Source organism: Maribellus comscasis (assembly GCF_009762775.1).
Lineage (GTDB): Bacteria > Bacteroidota > Bacteroidia > Bacteroidales > Prolixibacteraceae > Draconibacterium > Draconibacterium comscasis.
On sequence record NZ_CP046401.1, the window covers coordinates 2098098 to 2117544 of the forward strand.

General features: G+C 53.0%; 4 protein-coding genes (1 of these 4 running past the window's edge). 2 read left to right on the forward strand and 2 right to left on the reverse strand.

What is annotated here, in order from left to right; all coding sequences use genetic code 11:
- Window positions 1-18084 carry the 3' portion of an HYR domain-containing protein gene (locus tag GM418_RS08500; protein ID WP_158865074.1) on the forward strand. 16872 nt of this gene lie to the left of the window's left edge, so only the last 18084 of its 34956 coding nucleotides appear in the window; the start codon falls outside the window, past its left edge; it ends in the stop codon at window positions 18082-18084.
- Window positions 18085-18105: 21 nt separating this feature from the next.
- Here the strand turns inward: GM418_RS08500 and GM418_RS31830 are convergent, their stop codons facing one another.
- Complete coding sequence (locus GM418_RS31830; protein WP_281350288.1) at window positions 18106-18228, reverse strand: hypothetical protein; 123 nt, start codon at window positions 18226-18228, stop codon at window positions 18106-18108.
- A gap of 294 nt (window positions 18229-18522) precedes the next feature.
- On the opposite strand from GM418_RS31830, the gene GM418_RS08505 reads away from it, so the two are divergent.
- Entirely contained in the window at window positions 18523-19206 is a 684-nt protein-coding gene (locus tag GM418_RS08505; RefSeq protein WP_158865076.1) for a hypothetical protein, read from the forward strand.
- A 75-nt stretch (window positions 19207-19281) separates the two neighbouring features.
- Here GM418_RS08505 and GM418_RS31835 read toward each other — a convergent pair whose 3' ends face one another.
- On the reverse strand, window positions 19282-19404 hold the full coding sequence (locus GM418_RS31835; protein WP_281350288.1) for a hypothetical protein: 123 nt from the start codon (window positions 19402-19404) through the stop codon (window positions 19282-19284).
- Window positions 19405-19447 lie beyond the last annotated feature (43 nt).

The following is a 19447-nucleotide window of genomic DNA, read 5'->3' on the forward strand; positions in this document are numbered from 1 at the left end:
TGCGATACTCAGACAACAACAGCTACATACACCGTAAACCCGGTGCCGCCGCTGACATTGACTCAGCCAGCTGACAAAACAGTCGATGCCTGTGACTTCGACGATACTTCGGATAACCTGACCGCCGCTCAGAACGCTCTCAACGCTGACTTCGACGCGTGGCTCGCCGCTCAGGCAGCAGCTGTCGCCGAAGGTGGAGGATGTAGCCCAACTCTATCCAATGACTGGGATAATTCATACATCGACTTCTGTGCCGGTGGATCCATTACCATTACATGGACTGTTACTGACATATGCGATACTCAGACAACAACAGCTACATACACCGTAAACCCGGTGCCGCCGCTGACATTGACTCAGCCAGCTGACAAAACAGTCGATGCCTGTGACTTCGACGATACTTCGGATAACCTGACCGCCGCTCAGAACGCTCTCAACGCTGACTTCGACGCGTGGCTCGCCGCTCAGGCAGCAGCTGTCGCCGAAGGTGGAGGATGTAGCCCAACTCTATCCAATGACTGGGATAATTCATACATCGACTTCTGTGCCGGTGGATCCATTACCATTACATGGACTGTTACTGACATATGCGATACTCAGACAACAACAGCTACATACACCGTAAACCCGGTGCCGCCGCTGACATTGACTCAGCCAGCTGACAAAACAGTCGATGCCTGTGACTTCGACGATACTTCGGATAACCTGACCGCCGCTCAGAACGCTCTCAACGCTGACTTCGACGCGTGGCTCGCCGCTCAGGCAGCAGCTGTCGCCGAAGGTGGAGGATGTAGCCCAACTCTATCCAATGACTGGGATAATTCATACATCGACTTCTGTGCCGGTGGATCCATTACCATTACATGGACTGTTACTGACATATGCGATACTCAGACAACAACAGCTACATACACCGTAAACCCGGTGCCGCCGCTGACATTGACTCAGCCAGCTGACAAAACAGTCGATGCCTGTGACTTCGACGATACTTCGGATAACCTGACCGCCGCTCAGAACGCTCTCAACGCTGACTTCGACGCGTGGCTCGCCGCTCAGGCAGCAGCTGTCGCCGAAGGTGGAGGATGTAGCCCAACTCTATCCAATGACTGGGATAATTCATACATCGACTTCTGTGCCGGTGGATCCATTACCATTACATGGACTGTTACTGACATATGCGATACTCAGACAACAACAGCTACATACACCGTAAACCCGGTGCCGCCGCTGACATTGACTCAGCCAGCTGACAAAACAGTCGATGCCTGTGACTTCGACGATACTTCGGATAACCTGACCGCCGCTCAGAACGCTCTCAACGCTGACTTCGACGCGTGGCTCGCCGCTCAGGCAGCAGCTGTCGCCGAAGGTGGAGGATGTAGCCCAACTCTATCCAATGACTGGGATAATTCATACATCGACTTCTGTGCCGGTGGATCCATTACCATTACATGGACTGTTACTGACATATGCGATACTCAGACAACAACAGCTACATACACCGTAAACCCGGTGCCGCCGCTGACATTGACTCAGCCAGCTGACAAAACAGTCGATGCCTGTGACTTCGACGATACTTCGGATAACCTGACCGCCGCTCAGAACGCTCTCAACGCTGACTTCGACGCGTGGCTCGCCGCTCAGGCAGCAGCTGTCGCCGAAGGTGGAGGATGTAGCCCAACTCTATCCAATGACTGGGATAATTCATACATCGACTTCTGTGCCGGTGGATCCATTACCATTACATGGACTGTTACTGACATATGCGATACTCAGACAACAACAGCTACATACACCGTAAACCCGGTGCCGCCGCTGACATTGACTCAGCCAGCTGACAAAACAGTCGATGCCTGTGACTTCGACGATACTTCGGATAACCTGACCGCCGCTCAGAACGCTCTCAACGCTGACTTCGACGCGTGGCTCGCCGCTCAGGCAGCAGCTGTCGCCGAAGGTGGAGGATGTAGCCCAACTCTATCCAATGACTGGGATAATTCATACATCGACTTCTGTGCCGGTGGATCCATTACCATTACATGGACTGTTACTGACATATGCGATACTCAGACAACAACAGCTACATACACCGTAAACCCGGTGCCGCCGCTGACATTGACTCAGCCAGCTGACAAAACAGTCGATGCCTGTGACTTCGACGATACTTCGGATAACCTGACCGCCGCTCAGAACGCTCTCAACGCTGACTTCGACGCGTGGCTCGCCGCTCAGGCAGCAGCTGTCGCCGAAGGTGGAGGATGTAGCCCAACTCTATCCAATGACTGGGATAATTCATACATCGACTTCTGTGCCGGTGGATCCATTACCATTACATGGACTGTTACTGACATATGCGATACTCAGACAACAACAGCTACATACACCGTAAACCCGGTGCCGCCGCTGACATTGACTCAGCCAGCTGACAAAACAGTCGATGCCTGTGACTTCGACGATACTTCGGATAACCTGACCGCCGCTCAGAACGCTCTCAACGCTGACTTCGACGCGTGGCTCGCCGCTCAGGCAGCAGCTGTCGCCGAAGGTGGAGGATGTAGCCCAACTCTATCCAATGACTGGGATAATTCATACATCGACTTCTGTGCCGGTGGATCCATTACCATTACATGGACTGTTACTGACATATGCGATACTCAGACAACAACAGCTACATACACCGTAAACCCGGTGCCGCCGCTGACATTGACTCAGCCAGCTGACAAAACAGTCGATGCCTGTGACTTCGACGATACTTCGGATAACCTGACCGCCGCTCAGAACGCTCTCAACGCTGACTTCGACGCGTGGCTCGCCGCTCAGGCAGCAGCTGTCGCCGAAGGTGGAGGATGTAGCCCAACTCTATCCAATGACTGGGATAATTCATACATCGACTTCTGTGCCGGTGGATCCATTACCATTACATGGACTGTTACTGACATATGCGATACTCAGACAACAACAGCTACATACACCGTAAACCCGGTGCCGCCGCTGACATTGACTCAGCCAGCTGACAAAACAGTCGATGCCTGTGACTTCGACGATACTTCGGATAACCTGACCGCCGCTCAGAACGCTCTCAACGCTGACTTCGACGCGTGGCTCGCCGCTCAGGCAGCAGCTGTCGCCGAAGGTGGAGGATGTAGCCCAACTCTATCCAATGACTGGGATAATTCATACATCGACTTCTGTGCCGGTGGATCCATTACCATTACATGGACTGTTACTGACATATGCGATACTCAGACAACAACAGCTACATACACCGTAAACCCGGTGCCGCCGCTGACATTGACTCAGCCAGCTGACAAAACAGTCGATGCCTGTGACTTCGACGATACTTCGGATAACCTGACCGCCGCTCAGAACGCTCTCAACGCTGACTTCGACGCGTGGCTCGCCGCTCAGGCAGCAGCTGTCGCCGAAGGTGGAGGATGTAGCCCAACTCTATCCAATGACTGGGATAATTCATACATCGACTTCTGTGCCGGTGGATCCATTACCATTACATGGACTGTTACTGACATATGCGATACTCAGACAACAACAGCTACATACACCGTAAACCCGGTGCCGCCGCTGACATTGACTCAGCCAGCTGACAAAACAGTCGATGCCTGTGACTTCGACGATACTTCGGATAACCTGACCGCCGCTCAGAACGCTCTCAACGCTGACTTCGACGCGTGGCTCGCCGCTCAGGCAGCAGCTGTCGCCGAAGGTGGAGGATGTAGCCCAACTCTATCCAATGACTGGGATAATTCATACATCGACTTCTGTGCCGGTGGATCCATTACCATTACATGGACTGTTACTGACATATGCGATACTCAGACAACAACAGCTACATACACCGTAAACCCGGTGCCGCCGCTGACATTGACTCAGCCAGCTGACAAAACAGTCGATGCCTGTGACTTCGACGATACTTCGGATAACCTGACCGCCGCTCAGAACGCTCTCAACGCTGACTTCGACGCGTGGCTCGCCGCTCAGGCAGCAGCTGTCGCCGAAGGTGGAGGATGTAGCCCAACTCTATCCAATGACTGGGATAATTCATACATCGACTTCTGTGCCGGTGGATCCATTACCATTACATGGACTGTTACTGACATATGCGATACTCAGACAACAACAGCTACATACACCGTAAACCCGGTGCCGCCGCTGACATTGACTCAGCCAGCTGACAAAACAGTCGATGCCTGTGACTTCGACGATACTTCGGATAACCTGACCGCCGCTCAGAACGCTCTCAACGCTGACTTCGACGCGTGGCTCGCCGCTCAGGCAGCAGCTGTCGCCGAAGGTGGAGGATGTAGCCCAACTCTATCCAATGACTGGGATAATTCATACATCGACTTCTGTGCCGGTGGATCCATTACCATTACATGGACTGTTACTGACATATGCGATACTCAGACAACAACAGCTACATACACCGTAAACCCGGTGCCGCCGCTGACATTGACTCAGCCAGCTGACAAAACAGTCGATGCCTGTGACTTCGACGATACTTCGGATAACCTGACCGCCGCTCAGAACGCTCTCAACGCTGACTTCGACGCGTGGCTCGCCGCTCAGGCAGCAGCTGTCGCCGAAGGTGGAGGATGTAGCCCAACTCTATCCAATGACTGGGATAATTCATACATCGACTTCTGTGCCGGTGGATCCATTACCATTACATGGACTGTTACTGACATATGCGATACTCAGACAACAACAGCTACATACACCGTAAACCCGGTGCCGCCGCTGACATTGACTCAGCCAGCTGACAAAACAGTCGATGCCTGTGACTTCGACGATACTTCGGATAACCTGACCGCCGCTCAGAACGCTCTCAACGCTGACTTCGACGCGTGGCTCGCCGCTCAGGCAGCAGCTGTCGCCGAAGGTGGAGGATGTAGCCCAACTCTATCCAATGACTGGGATAATTCATACATCGACTTCTGTGCCGGTGGATCCATTACCATTACATGGACTGTTACTGACATATGCGATACTCAGACAACAACAGCTACATACACCGTAAACCCGGTGCCGCCGCTGACATTGACTCAGCCAGCTGACAAAACAGTCGATGCCTGTGACTTCGACGATACTTCGGATAACCTGACCGCCGCTCAGAACGCTCTCAACGCTGACTTCGACGCGTGGCTCGCCGCTCAGGCAGCAGCTGTCGCCGAAGGTGGAGGATGTAGCCCAACTCTATCCAATGACTGGGATAATTCATACATCGACTTCTGTGCCGGTGGATCCATTACCATTACATGGACTGTTACTGACATATGCGATACTCAGACAACAACAGCTACATACACCGTAAACCCGGTGCCGCCGCTGACATTGACTCAGCCAGCTGACAAAACAGTCGATGCCTGTGACTTCGACGATACTTCGGATAACCTGACCGCCGCTCAGAACGCTCTCAACGCTGACTTCGACGCGTGGCTCGCCGCTCAGGCAGCAGCTGTCGCCGAAGGTGGAGGATGTAGCCCAACTCTATCCAATGACTGGGATAATTCATACATCGACTTCTGTGCCGGTGGATCCATTACCATTACATGGACTGTTACTGACATATGCGATACTCAGACAACAACAGCTACATACACCGTAAACCCGGTGCCGCCGCTGACATTGACTCAGCCAGCTGACAAAACAGTCGATGCCTGTGACTTCGACGATACTTCGGATAACCTGACCGCCGCTCAGAACGCTCTCAACGCTGACTTCGACGCGTGGCTCGCCGCTCAGGCAGCAGCTGTCGCCGAAGGTGGAGGATGTAGCCCAACTCTATCCAATGACTGGGATAATTCATACATCGACTTCTGTGCCGGTGGATCCATTACCATTACATGGACTGTTACTGACATATGCGATACTCAGACAACAACAGCTACATACACCGTAAACCCGGTGCCGCCGCTGACATTGACTCAGCCAGCTGACAAAACAGTCGATGCCTGTGACTTCGACGATACTTCGGATAACCTGACCGCCGCTCAGAACGCTCTCAACGCTGACTTCGACGCGTGGCTCGCCGCTCAGGCAGCAGCTGTCGCCGAAGGTGGAGGATGTAGCCCAACTCTATCCAATGACTGGGATAATTCATACATCGACTTCTGTGCCGGTGGATCCATTACCATTACATGGACTGTTACTGACATATGCGATACTCAGACAACAACAGCTACATACACCGTAAACCCGGTGCCGCCGCTGACATTGACTCAGCCAGCTGACAAAACAGTCGATGCCTGTGACTTCGACGATACTTCGGATAACCTGACCGCCGCTCAGAACGCTCTCAACGCTGACTTCGACGCGTGGCTCGCCGCTCAGGCAGCAGCTGTCGCCGAAGGTGGAGGATGTAGCCCAACTCTATCCAATGACTGGGATAATTCATACATCGACTTCTGTGCCGGTGGATCCATTACCATTACATGGACTGTTACTGACATATGCGATACTCAGACAACAACAGCTACATACACCGTAAACCCGGTGCCGCCGCTGACATTGACTCAGCCAGCTGACAAAACAGTCGATGCCTGTGACTTCGACGATACTTCGGATAACCTGACCGCCGCTCAGAACGCTCTCAACGCTGACTTCGACGCGTGGCTCGCCGCTCAGGCAGCAGCTGTCGCCGAAGGTGGAGGATGTAGCCCAACTCTATCCAATGACTGGGATAATTCATACATCGACTTCTGTGCCGGTGGATCCATTACCATTACATGGACTGTTACTGACATATGCGATACTCAGACAACAACAGCTACATACACCGTAAACCCGGTGCCGCCGCTGACATTGACTCAGCCAGCTGACAAAACAGTCGATGCCTGTGACTTCGACGATACTTCGGATAACCTGACCGCCGCTCAGAACGCTCTCAACGCTGACTTCGACGCGTGGCTCGCCGCTCAGGCAGCAGCTGTCGCCGAAGGTGGAGGATGTAGCCCAACTCTATCCAATGACTGGGATAATTCATACATCGACTTCTGTGCCGGTGGATCCATTACCATTACATGGACTGTTACTGACATATGCGATACTCAGACAACAACAGCTACATACACCGTAAACCCGGTGCCGCCGCTGACATTGACTCAGCCAGCTGACAAAACAGTCGATGCCTGTGACTTCGACGATACTTCGGATAACCTGACCGCCGCTCAGAACGCTCTCAACGCTGACTTCGACGCGTGGCTCGCCGCTCAGGCAGCAGCTGTCGCCGAAGGTGGAGGATGTAGCCCAACTCTATCCAATGACTGGGATAATTCATACATCGACTTCTGTGCCGGTGGATCCATTACCATTACATGGACTGTTACTGACATATGCGATACTCAGACAACAACAGCTACATACACCGTAAACCCGGTGCCGCCGCTGACATTGACTCAGCCAGCTGACAAAACAGTCGATGCCTGTGACTTCGACGATACTTCGGATAACCTGACCGCCGCTCAGAACGCTCTCAACGCTGACTTCGACGCGTGGCTCGCCGCTCAGGCAGCAGCTGTCGCCGAAGGTGGAGGATGTAGCCCAACTCTATCCAATGACTGGGATAATTCATACATCGACTTCTGTGCCGGTGGATCCATTACCATTACATGGACTGTTACTGACATATGCGATACTCAGACAACAACAGCTACATACACCGTAAACCCGGTGCCGCCGCTGACATTGACTCAGCCAGCTGACAAAACAGTCGATGCCTGTGACTTCGACGATACTTCGGATAACCTGACCGCCGCTCAGAACGCTCTCAACGCTGACTTCGACGCGTGGCTCGCCGCTCAGGCAGCAGCTGTCGCCGAAGGTGGAGGATGTAGCCCAACTCTATCCAATGACTGGGATAATTCATACATCGACTTCTGTGCCGGTGGATCCATTACCATTACATGGACTGTTACTGACATATGCGATACTCAGACAACAACAGCTACATACACCGTAAACCCGGTGCCGCCGCTGACATTGACTCAGCCAGCTGACAAAACAGTCGATGCCTGTGACTTCGACGATACTTCGGATAACCTGACCGCCGCTCAGAACGCTCTCAACGCTGACTTCGACGCGTGGCTCGCCGCTCAGGCAGCAGCTGTCGCCGAAGGTGGAGGATGTAGCCCAACTCTATCCAATGACTGGGATAATTCATACATCGACTTCTGTGCCGGTGGATCCATTACCATTACATGGACTGTTACTGACATATGCGATACTCAGACAACAACAGCTACATACACCGTAAACCCGGTGCCGCCGCTGACATTGACTCAGCCAGCTGACAAAACAGTCGATGCCTGTGACTTCGACGATACTTCGGATAACCTGACCGCCGCTCAGAACGCTCTCAACGCTGACTTCGACGCGTGGCTCGCCGCTCAGGCAGCAGCTGTCGCCGAAGGTGGAGGATGTAGCCCAACTCTATCCAATGACTGGGATAATTCATACATCGACTTCTGTGCCGGTGGATCCATTACCATTACATGGACTGTTACTGACATATGCGATACTCAGACAACAACAGCTACATACACCGTAAACCCGGTGCCGCCGCTGACATTGACTCAGCCAGCTGACAAAACAGTCGATGCCTGTGACTTCGACGATACTTCGGATAACCTGACCGCCGCTCAGAACGCTCTCAACGCTGACTTCGACGCGTGGCTCGCCGCTCAGGCAGCAGCTGTCGCCGAAGGTGGAGGATGTAGCCCAACTCTATCCAATGACTGGGATAATTCATACATCGACTTCTGTGCCGGTGGATCCATTACCATTACATGGACTGTTACTGACATATGCGATACTCAGACAACAACAGCTACATACACCGTAAACCCGGTGCCGCCGCTGACATTGACTCAGCCAGCTGACAAAACAGTCGATGCCTGTGACTTCGACGATACTTCGGATAACCTGACCGCCGCTCAGAACGCTCTCAACGCTGACTTCGACGCGTGGCTCGCCGCTCAGGCAGCAGCTGTCGCCGAAGGTGGAGGATGTAGCCCAACTCTATCCAATGACTGGGATAATTCATACATCGACTTCTGTGCCGGTGGATCCATTACCATTACATGGACTGTTACTGACATATGCGATACTCAGACAACAACAGCTACATACACCGTAAACCCGGTGCCGCCGCTGACATTGACTCAGCCAGCTGACAAAACAGTCGATGCCTGTGACTTCGACGATACTTCGGATAACCTGACCGCCGCTCAGAACGCTCTCAACGCTGACTTCGACGCGTGGCTCGCCGCTCAGGCAGCAGCTGTCGCCGAAGGTGGAGGATGTAGCCCAACTCTATCCAATGACTGGGATAATTCATACATCGACTTCTGTGCCGGTGGATCCATTACCATTACATGGACTGTTACTGACATATGCGATACTCAGACAACAACAGCTACATACACCGTAAACCCGGTGCCGCCGCTGACATTGACTCAGCCAGCTGACAAAACAGTCGATGCCTGTGACTTCGACGATACTTCGGATAACCTGACCGCCGCTCAGAACGCTCTCAACGCTGACTTCGACGCGTGGCTCGCCGCTCAGGCAGCAGCTGTCGCCGAAGGTGGAGGATGTAGCCCAACTCTATCCAATGACTGGGATAATTCATACATCGACTTCTGTGCCGGTGGATCCATTACCATTACATGGACTGTTACTGACATATGCGATACTCAGACAACAACAGCTACATACACCGTAAACCCGGTGCCGCCGCTGACATTGACTCAGCCAGCTGACAAAACAGTCGATGCCTGTGACTTCGACGATACTTCGGATAACCTGACCGCCGCTCAGAACGCTCTCAACGCTGACTTCGACGCGTGGCTCGCCGCTCAGGCAGCAGCTGTCGCCGAAGGTGGAGGATGTAGCCCAACTCTATCCAATGACTGGGATAATTCATACATCGACTTCTGTGCCGGTGGATCCATTACCATTACATGGACTGTTACTGACATATGCGATACTCAGACAACAACAGCTACATACACCGTAAACCCGGTGCCGCCGCTGACATTGACTCAGCCAGCTGACAAAACAGTCGATGCCTGTGACTTCGACGATACTTCGGATAACCTGACCGCCGCTCAGAACGCTCTCAACGCTGACTTCGACGCGTGGCTCGCCGCTCAGGCAGCAGCTGTCGCCGAAGGTGGAGGATGTAGCCCAACTCTATCCAATGACTGGGATAATTCATACATCGACTTCTGTGCCGGTGGATCCATTACCATTACATGGACTGTTACTGACATATGCGATACTCAGACAACAACAGCTACATACACCGTAAACCCGGTGCCGCCGCTGACATTGACTCAGCCAGCTGACAAAACAGTCGATGCCTGTGACTTCGACGATACTTCGGATAACCTGACCGCCGCTCAGAACGCTCTCAACGCTGACTTCGACGCGTGGCTCGCCGCTCAGGCAGCAGCTGTCGCCGAAGGTGGAGGATGTAGCCCAACTCTATCCAATGACTGGGATAATTCATACATCGACTTCTGTGCCGGTGGATCCATTACCATTACATGGACTGTTACTGACATATGCGATACTCAGACAACAACAGCTACATACACCGTAAACCCGGTGCCGCCGCTGACATTGACTCAGCCAGCTGACAAAACAGTCGATGCCTGTGACTTCGACGATACTTCGGATAACCTGACCGCCGCTCAGAACGCTCTCAACGCTGACTTCGACGCGTGGCTCGCCGCTCAGGCAGCAGCTGTCGCCGAAGGTGGAGGATGTAGCCCAACTCTATCCAATGACTGGGATAATTCATACATCGACTTCTGTGCCGGTGGATCCATTACCATTACATGGACTGTTACTGACATATGCGATACTCAGACAACAACAGCTACATACACCGTAAACCCGGTGCCGCCGCTGACATTGACTCAGCCAGCTGACAAAACAGTCGATGCCTGTGACTTCGACGATACTTCGGATAACCTGACCGCCGCTCAGAACGCTCTCAACGCTGACTTCGACGCGTGGCTCGCCGCTCAGGCAGCAGCTGTCGCCGAAGGTGGAGGATGTAGCCCAACTCTATCCAATGACTGGGATAATTCATACATCGACTTCTGTGCCGGTGGATCCATTACCATTACATGGACTGTTACTGACATATGCGATACTCAGACAACAACAGCTACATACACCGTAAACCCGGTGCCGCCGCTGACATTGACTCAGCCAGCTGACAAAACAGTCGATGCCTGTGACTTCGACGATACTTCGGATAACCTGACCGCCGCTCAGAACGCTCTCAACGCTGACTTCGACGCGTGGCTCGCCGCTCAGGCAGCAGCTGTCGCCGAAGGTGGAGGATGTAGCCCAACTCTATCCAATGACTGGGATAATTCATACATCGACTTCTGTGCCGGTGGATCCATTACCATTACATGGACTGTTACTGACATATGCGATACTCAGACAACAACAGCTACATACACCGTAAACCCGGTGCCGCCGCTGACATTGACTCAGCCAGCTGACAAAACAGTCGATGCCTGTGACTTCGACGATACTTCGGATAACCTGACCGCCGCTCAGAACGCTCTCAACGCTGACTTCGACGCGTGGCTCGCCGCTCAGGCAGCAGCTGTCGCCGAAGGTGGAGGATGTAGCCCAACTCTATCCAATGACTGGGATAATTCATACATCGACTTCTGTGCCGGTGGATCCATTACCATTACATGGACTGTTACTGACATATGCGATACTCAGACAACAACAGCTACATACACCGTAAACCCGGTGCCGCCGCTGACATTGACTCAGCCAGCTGACAAAACAGTCGATGCCTGTGACTTCGACGATACTTCGGATAACCTGACCGCCGCTCAGAACGCTCTCAACGCTGACTTCGACGCGTGGCTCGCCGCTCAGGCAGCAGCTGTCGCCGAAGGTGGAGGATGTAGCCCAACTCTATCCAATGACTGGGATAATTCATACATCGACTTCTGTGCCGGTGGATCCATTACCATTACATGGACTGTTACTGACATATGCGATACTCAGACAACAACAGCTACATACACCGTAAACCCGGTGCCGCCGCTGACATTGACTCAGCCAGCTGACAAAACAGTCGATGCCTGTGACTTCGACGATACTTCGGATAACCTGACCGCCGCTCAGAACGCTCTCAACGCTGACTTCGACGCGTGGCTCGCCGCTCAGGCAGCAGCTGTCGCCGAAGGTGGAGGATGTAGCCCAACTCTATCCAATGACTGGGATAATTCATACATCGACTTCTGTGCCGGTGGATCCATTACCATTACATGGACTGTTACTGACATATGCGATACTCAGACAACAACAGCTACATACACCGTAAACCCGGTGCCGCCGCTGACATTGACTCAGCCAGCTGACAAAACAGTCGATGCCTGTGACTTCGACGATACTTCGGATAACCTGACCGCCGCTCAGAACGCTCTCAACGCTGACTTCGACGCGTGGCTCGCCGCTCAGGCAGCAGCTGTCGCCGAAGGTGGAGGATGTAGCCCAACTCTATCCAATGACTGGGATAATTCATACATCGACTTCTGTGCCGGTGGATCCATTACCATTACATGGACTGTTACTGACATATGCGATACTCAGACAACAACAGCTACATACACCGTAAACCCGGTGCCGCCGCTGACATTGACTCAGCCAGCTGACAAAACAGTCGATGCCTGTGACTTCGACGATACTTCGGATAACCTGACCGCCGCTCAGAACGCTCTCAACGCTGACTTCGACGCGTGGCTCGCCGCTCAGGCAGCAGCTGTCGCCGAAGGTGGAGGATGTAGCCCAACTCTATCCAATGACTGGGATAATTCATACATCGACTTCTGTGCCGGTGGATCCATTACCATTACATGGACTGTTACTGACATATGCGATACTCAGACAACAACAGCTACATACACCGTAAACCCGGTGCCGCCGCTGACATTGACTCAGCCAGCTGACAAAACAGTCGATGCCTGTGACTTCGACGATACTTCGGATAACCTGACCGCCGCTCAGAACGCTCTCAACGCTGACTTCGACGCGTGGCTCGCCGCTCAGGCAGCAGCTGTCGCCGAAGGTGGAGGATGTAGCCCAACTCTATCCAATGACTGGGATAATTCATACATCGACTTCTGTGCCGGTGGATCCATTACCATTACATGGACTGTTACTGACATATGCGATACTCAGACAACAACAGCTACATACACCGTAAACCCGGTGCCGCCGCTGACATTGACTCAGCCAGCTGACAAAACAGTCGATGCCTGTGACTTCGACGATACTTCGGATAACCTGACCGCCGCTCAGAACGCTCTCAACGCTGACTTCGACGCGTGGCTCGCCGCTCAGGCAGCAGCTGTCGCCGAAGGTGGAGGATGTAGCCCAACTCTATCCAATGACTGGGATAATTCATACATCGACTTCTGTGCCGGTGGATCCATTACCATTACATGGACTGTTACTGACATATGCGATACTCAGACAACAACAGCTACATACACCGTAAACCCGGTGCCGCCGCTGACATTGACTCAGCCAGCTGACAAAACAGTCGATGCCTGTGACTTCGACGATACTTCGGATAACCTGACCGCCGCTCAGAACGCTCTCAACGCTGACTTCGACGCGTGGCTCGCCGCTCAGGCAGCAGCTGTCGCCGAAGGTGGAGGATGTAGCCCAACTCTATCCAATGACTGGGATAATTCATACATCGACTTCTGTGCCGGTGGATCCATTACCATTACATGGACTGTTACTGACATATGCGATACTCAGACAACAACAGCTACATACACCGTAAACCCGGTGCCGCCGCTGACATTGACTCAGCCAGCTGACAAAACAGTCGATGCCTGTGACTTCGACGATACTTCGGATAACCTGACCGCCGCTCAGAACGCTCTCAACGCTGACTTCGACGCGTGGCTCGCCGCTCAGGCAGCAGCTGTCGCCGAAGGTGGAGGATGTAGCCCAACTCTATCCAATGACTGGGATAATTCATACATCGACTTCTGTGCCGGTGGATCCATTACCATTACATGGACTGTTACTGACATATGCGATACTCAGACAACAACAGCTACATACACCGTAAACCCGGTGCCGCCGCTGACATTGACTCAGCCAGCTGACAAAACAGTCGATGCCTGTGACTTCGACGATACTTCGGATAACCTGACCGCCGCTCAGAACGCTCTCAACGCTGACTTCGACGCGTGGCTCGCCGCTCAGGCAGCAGCTGTCGCCGAAGGTGGAGGATGTAGCCCAACTCTATCCAATGACTGGGATAATTCATACATCGACTTCTGTGCCGGTGGATCCATTACCATTACATGGACTGTTACTGACATATGCGATACTCAGACAACAACAGCTACATACACCGTAAACCCGGTGCCGCCGCTGACATTGACTCAGCCAGCTGACAAAACAGTCGATGCCTGTGACTTCGACGATACTTCGGATAACCTGACCGCCGCTCAGAACGCTCTCAACGCTGACTTCGACGCGTGGCTCGCCGCTCAGGCAGCAGCTGTCGCCGAAGGTGGAGGATGTAGCCCAACTCTATCCAATGACTGGGATAATTCATACATCGACTTCTGTGCCGGTGGATCCATTACCATTACATGGACTGTTACTGACATATGCGATACTCAGACAACAACAGCTACATACACCGTAAACCCGGTGCCGCCGCTGACATTGACTCAGCCAGCTGACAAAACAGTCGATGCCTGTGACTTCGACGATACTTCGGATAACCTGACCGCCGCTCAGAACGCTCTCAACGCTGACTTCGACGCGTGGCTCGCCGCTCAGGCAGCAGCTGTCGCCGAAGGTGGAGGATGTAGCCCAACTCTATCCAATGACTGGGATAATTCATACATCGACTTCTGTGCCGGTGGATCCATTACCATTACATGGACTGTTACTGACATATGCGATACTCAGACAACAACAGCTACATACACCGTAAACCCGGTGCCGCCGCTGACATTGACTCAGCCAGCTGACAAAACAGTCGATGCCTGTGACTTCGACGATACTTCGGATAACCTGACCGCCGCTCAGAACGCTCTCAACGCTGACTTCGACGCGTGGCTCGCCGCTCAGGCAGCAGCTGTCGCCGAAGGTGGAGGATGTAGCCCAACTCTATCCAATGACTGGGATAATTCATACATCGACTTCTGTGCCGGTGGATCCATTACCATTACATGGACTGTTACTGACATATGCGATACTCAGACAACAACAGCTACATACACCGTAAACCCGGTGCCGCCGCTGACATTGACTCAGCCAGCTGACAAAACAGTCGATGCCTGTGACTTCGACGATACTTCGGATAACCTGACCGCCGCTCAGAACGCTCTCAACGCTGACTTCGACGCGTGGCTCGCCGCTCAGGCAGCAGCTGTCGCCGAAGGTGGAGGATGTAGCCCAACTCTATCCAATGACTGGGATAATTCATACATCGACTTCTGTGCCGGTGGATCCATTACCATTACATGGACTGTTACTGACATATGCGATACTCAGACAACAACAGCTACATACACCGTAAACCCGGTGCCGCCGCTGACATTGACTCAGCCAGCTGACAAAACAGTCGATGCCTGTGACTTCGACGATACTTCGGATAACCTGACCGCCGCTCAGAACGCTCTCAACGCTGACTTCGACGCGTGGCTCGCCGCTCAGGCAGCAGCTGTCGCCGAAGGTGGAGGATGTAGCCCAACTCTATCCAATGACTGGGATAATTCATACATCGACTTCTGTGCCGGTGGATCCATTACCATTACATGGACTGTTACTGACATATGCGATACTCAGACAACAACAGCTACATACACCGTAAACCCGGTGCCGCCGCTGACATTGACTCAGCCAGCTGACAAAACAGTCGATGCCTGTGACTTCGACGATACTTCGGATAACCTGACCGCCGCTCAGAACGCTCTCAACGCTGACTTCGACGCGTGGCTCGCCGCTCAGGCAGCAGCTGTCGCCGAAGGTGGAGGATGTAGCCCAACTCTATCCAATGACTGGGATAATTCATACATCGACTTCTGTGCCGGTGGATCCATTACCATTACATGGACTGTTACTGACATATGCGATACTCAGACAACAACAGCTACATACACCGTAAACCCGGTGCCGCCGCTGACATTGACTCAGCCAGCTGACAAAACAGTCGATGCCTGTGACTTCGACGATACTTCGGATAACCTGACCGCCGCTCAGAACGCTCTCAACGCTGACTTCGACGCGTGGCTCGCCGCTCAGGCAGCAGCTGTCGCCGAAGGTGGAGGATGTAGCCCAACTCTATCCAATGACTGGGATAATTCATACATCGACTTCTGTGCCGGTGGATCCATTACCATTACATGGACTGTTACTGACATATGCGATACTCAGACAACAACAGCTACATACACCGTAAACCCGGTGCCGCCGCTGACATTGACTCAGCCAGCTGACAAAACAGTCGATGCCTGTGACTTCGACGATACTTCGGATAACCTGACCGCCGCTCAGAACGCTCTCAACGCTGACTTCGACGCGTGGCTCGCCGCTCAGGCAGCAGCTGTCGCCGAAGGTGGAGGATGTAGCCCAACTCTATCCAATGACTGGGATAATTCATACATCGACTTCTGTGCCGGTGGATCCATTACCATTACATGGACTGTTACTGACATATGCGATACTCAGACAACAACAGCTACATACACCGTAAACCCGGTGCCGCCGCTGACATTGACTCAGCCAGCTGACAAAACAGTCGATGCCTGTGACTTCGACGATACTTCGGATAACCTGACCGCCGCTCAGAACGCTCTCAACGCTGACTTCGACGCGTGGCTCGCCGCTCAGGCAGCAGCTGTCGCCGAAGGTGGAGGATGTAGCCCAACTCTATCCAATGACTGGGATAATTCATACATCGACTTCTGTGCCGGTGGATCCATTACCATTACATGGACTGTTACTGACATATGCGATACTCAGACAACAACAGCTACATACACCGTAAACCCGGTGCCGCCGCTGACATTGACTCAGCCAGCTGACAAAACAGTCGATGCCTGTGACTTCGACGATACTTCGGATAACCTGACCGCCGCTCAGAACGCTCTCAACGCTGACTTCGACGCGTGGCTCGCCGCTCAGGCAGCAGCTGTCGCCGAAGGTGGAGGATGTAGCCCAACTCTATCCAATGACTGGGATAATTCATACATCGACTTCTGTGCCGGTGGATCCATTACCATTACATGGACTGTTACTGACATATGCGATACTCAGACAACAACAGCTACATACACCGTAAACCCGGTGCCGCCGCTGACATTGACTCAGCCAGCTGACAAAACAGTCGATGCCTGTGACTTCGACGATACTTCGGATAACCTGACCGCCGCTCAGAACGCTCTCAACGCTGACTTCGACGCGTGGCTCGCCGCTCAGGCAGCAGCTGTCGCCGAAGGTGGAGGATGTAGCCCAACTCTATCCAATGACTGGGATAATTCATACATCGACTTCTGTGCCGGTGGATCCATTACCATTACATGGACTGTTACTGACATATGCGATACTCAGACAACAACAGCTACATACACCGTAAACCCGGTGCCGCCGCTGACATTGACTCAGCCAGCTGACAAAACAGTCGATGCCTGTGACTTCGACGATACTTCGGATAACCTGACCGCCGCTCAGAACGCTCTCAACGCTGACTTCGACGCGTGGCTCGCCGCTCAGGCAGCAGCTGTCGCCGAAGGTGGAGGATGTAGCCCAACTCTATCCAATGACTGGGATAATTCATACATCGACTTCTGTGCCGGTGGATCCATTACCATTACATGGACTGTTACTGACATATGCGATACTCAGACAACAACAGCTACATACACCGTAAACCCGGTGCCGCCGCTGACATTGACTCAGCCAGCTGACAAAACAGTCGATGCCTGTGACTTCGACGATACTTCGGATAACCTGACCGCCAGCTCAGAACGCTCTCAACGCTGACTTCGACGCGTGGCTCGCCGCTCAGGCAGCAGCTGTCGCCGAAGGTGGAGGATGTAGCCCAACTCTATCCAATGACTGGGATAATTCATACATCGACTTCTGTGCCGGTGGATCCATTACCATTACATGGACTGTTACTGACATATGCGATACTCAGACAACAACAGCTACATACACCGTAAACCCGGTGCCGCCGCTGACATTGACTCAGCCAGCTGACAAAACAGTCGATGCCTGTGACTTCGACGATACTTCGGATAACCTGACCGCCGCTCAGAACGCTCTCAAACGCTGACTTCGACGCGTGGCTCGCCGCTCAGGCAGCAGCTGTCGCCGAAGGTGGAGGATGTAGCCCAACTCTATCCAATGACTGGATAATTCATACATCGACTTCTGTGCCGGTGGATCCATTACCATTACATGGACTGTTACTGACATATGCGATACTCAGACAACAACAGCTACATACACCGTAAACCCGGTGCCGCCGCTGACATTGACTCAGCAGCTGACAAAACAGTCGATGCCTGTGACTTCGACGATACTTCGGATAACCTGACCGCCGCTCAGAACGCTCTCAACGCTGACTTCGACGCGTGGCTCGCCGCTCAGGCAGCAGCTGTCGCCGAAGGTGGAGGATGTAGCCCAACTCTATCCAATGACTGGGATAATTCATACATCGACTTCTGTGCCGGTGGATCCATTACCATTACATGGACTGTTACTGACATATGCGATACTCAGACAACAACAGCTACATACACCGTAAACCCGGTGCCGCCGCTGACATTGACTCAGCCAGCTGACAAAACAGTCGATGCCTGTGACTTCGACGATACTTCGGATAACCTGACCGCCGCTCAGAACGCTCTCAACGCTGACTTCGACGCGTGGCTCGCCGCTCAGGCAGCAGCTGTCGCCGAAGGTGGAGGATGTAGCCCAACTCTATCCAATGACTGGGATAATTCATACATCGACTTCTGTGCCGGTGGATCCATTACCATTACATGGACTGTTACTGACATATGCGATACTCAGACAACAACAGCTACATACACCGTAAACCCGGTGCCGCCGCTGACATTGACTCAGCCAGCTGACAAAAACAGTCGATGCCTGTGACTTCGACGATACTTCGGATAACCTGACCGCCGCTCAGAACGCTCTCAACGCTGACTTCGACGCGTGGCTCGCCGCTCAGGCAGCAGCTGTCGCCGAAGGTGGAGGATGTAGCCCAACTCTATCCAATGACTGGGATAATTCATACATCGACTTCTGTGCCGGTGGATCCATTACCATTACATGGACTGTTACTGACATATGCGATACTCAGACAACAACAGCTACATACACCGTAAACCCG

Coding starts and splice junctions, on each gene's coding strand:
- GM418_RS31830 (WP_281350288.1), bottom strand. CDS start 18,228: ATGTCAGTAACAGTCCATGTAATGGTAATGGATCCACCGGCACAGAAG.
- GM418_RS31835 (WP_281350288.1), bottom strand. CDS start 19,404: ATGTCAGTAACAGTCCATGTAATGGTAATGGATCCACCGGCACAGAAG.
- GM418_RS08505 (WP_158865076.1), top strand. CDS start 18,523: ATGCGATACTCAGACAACAACAGCTACATACACCGTAAACCCGGTGCC.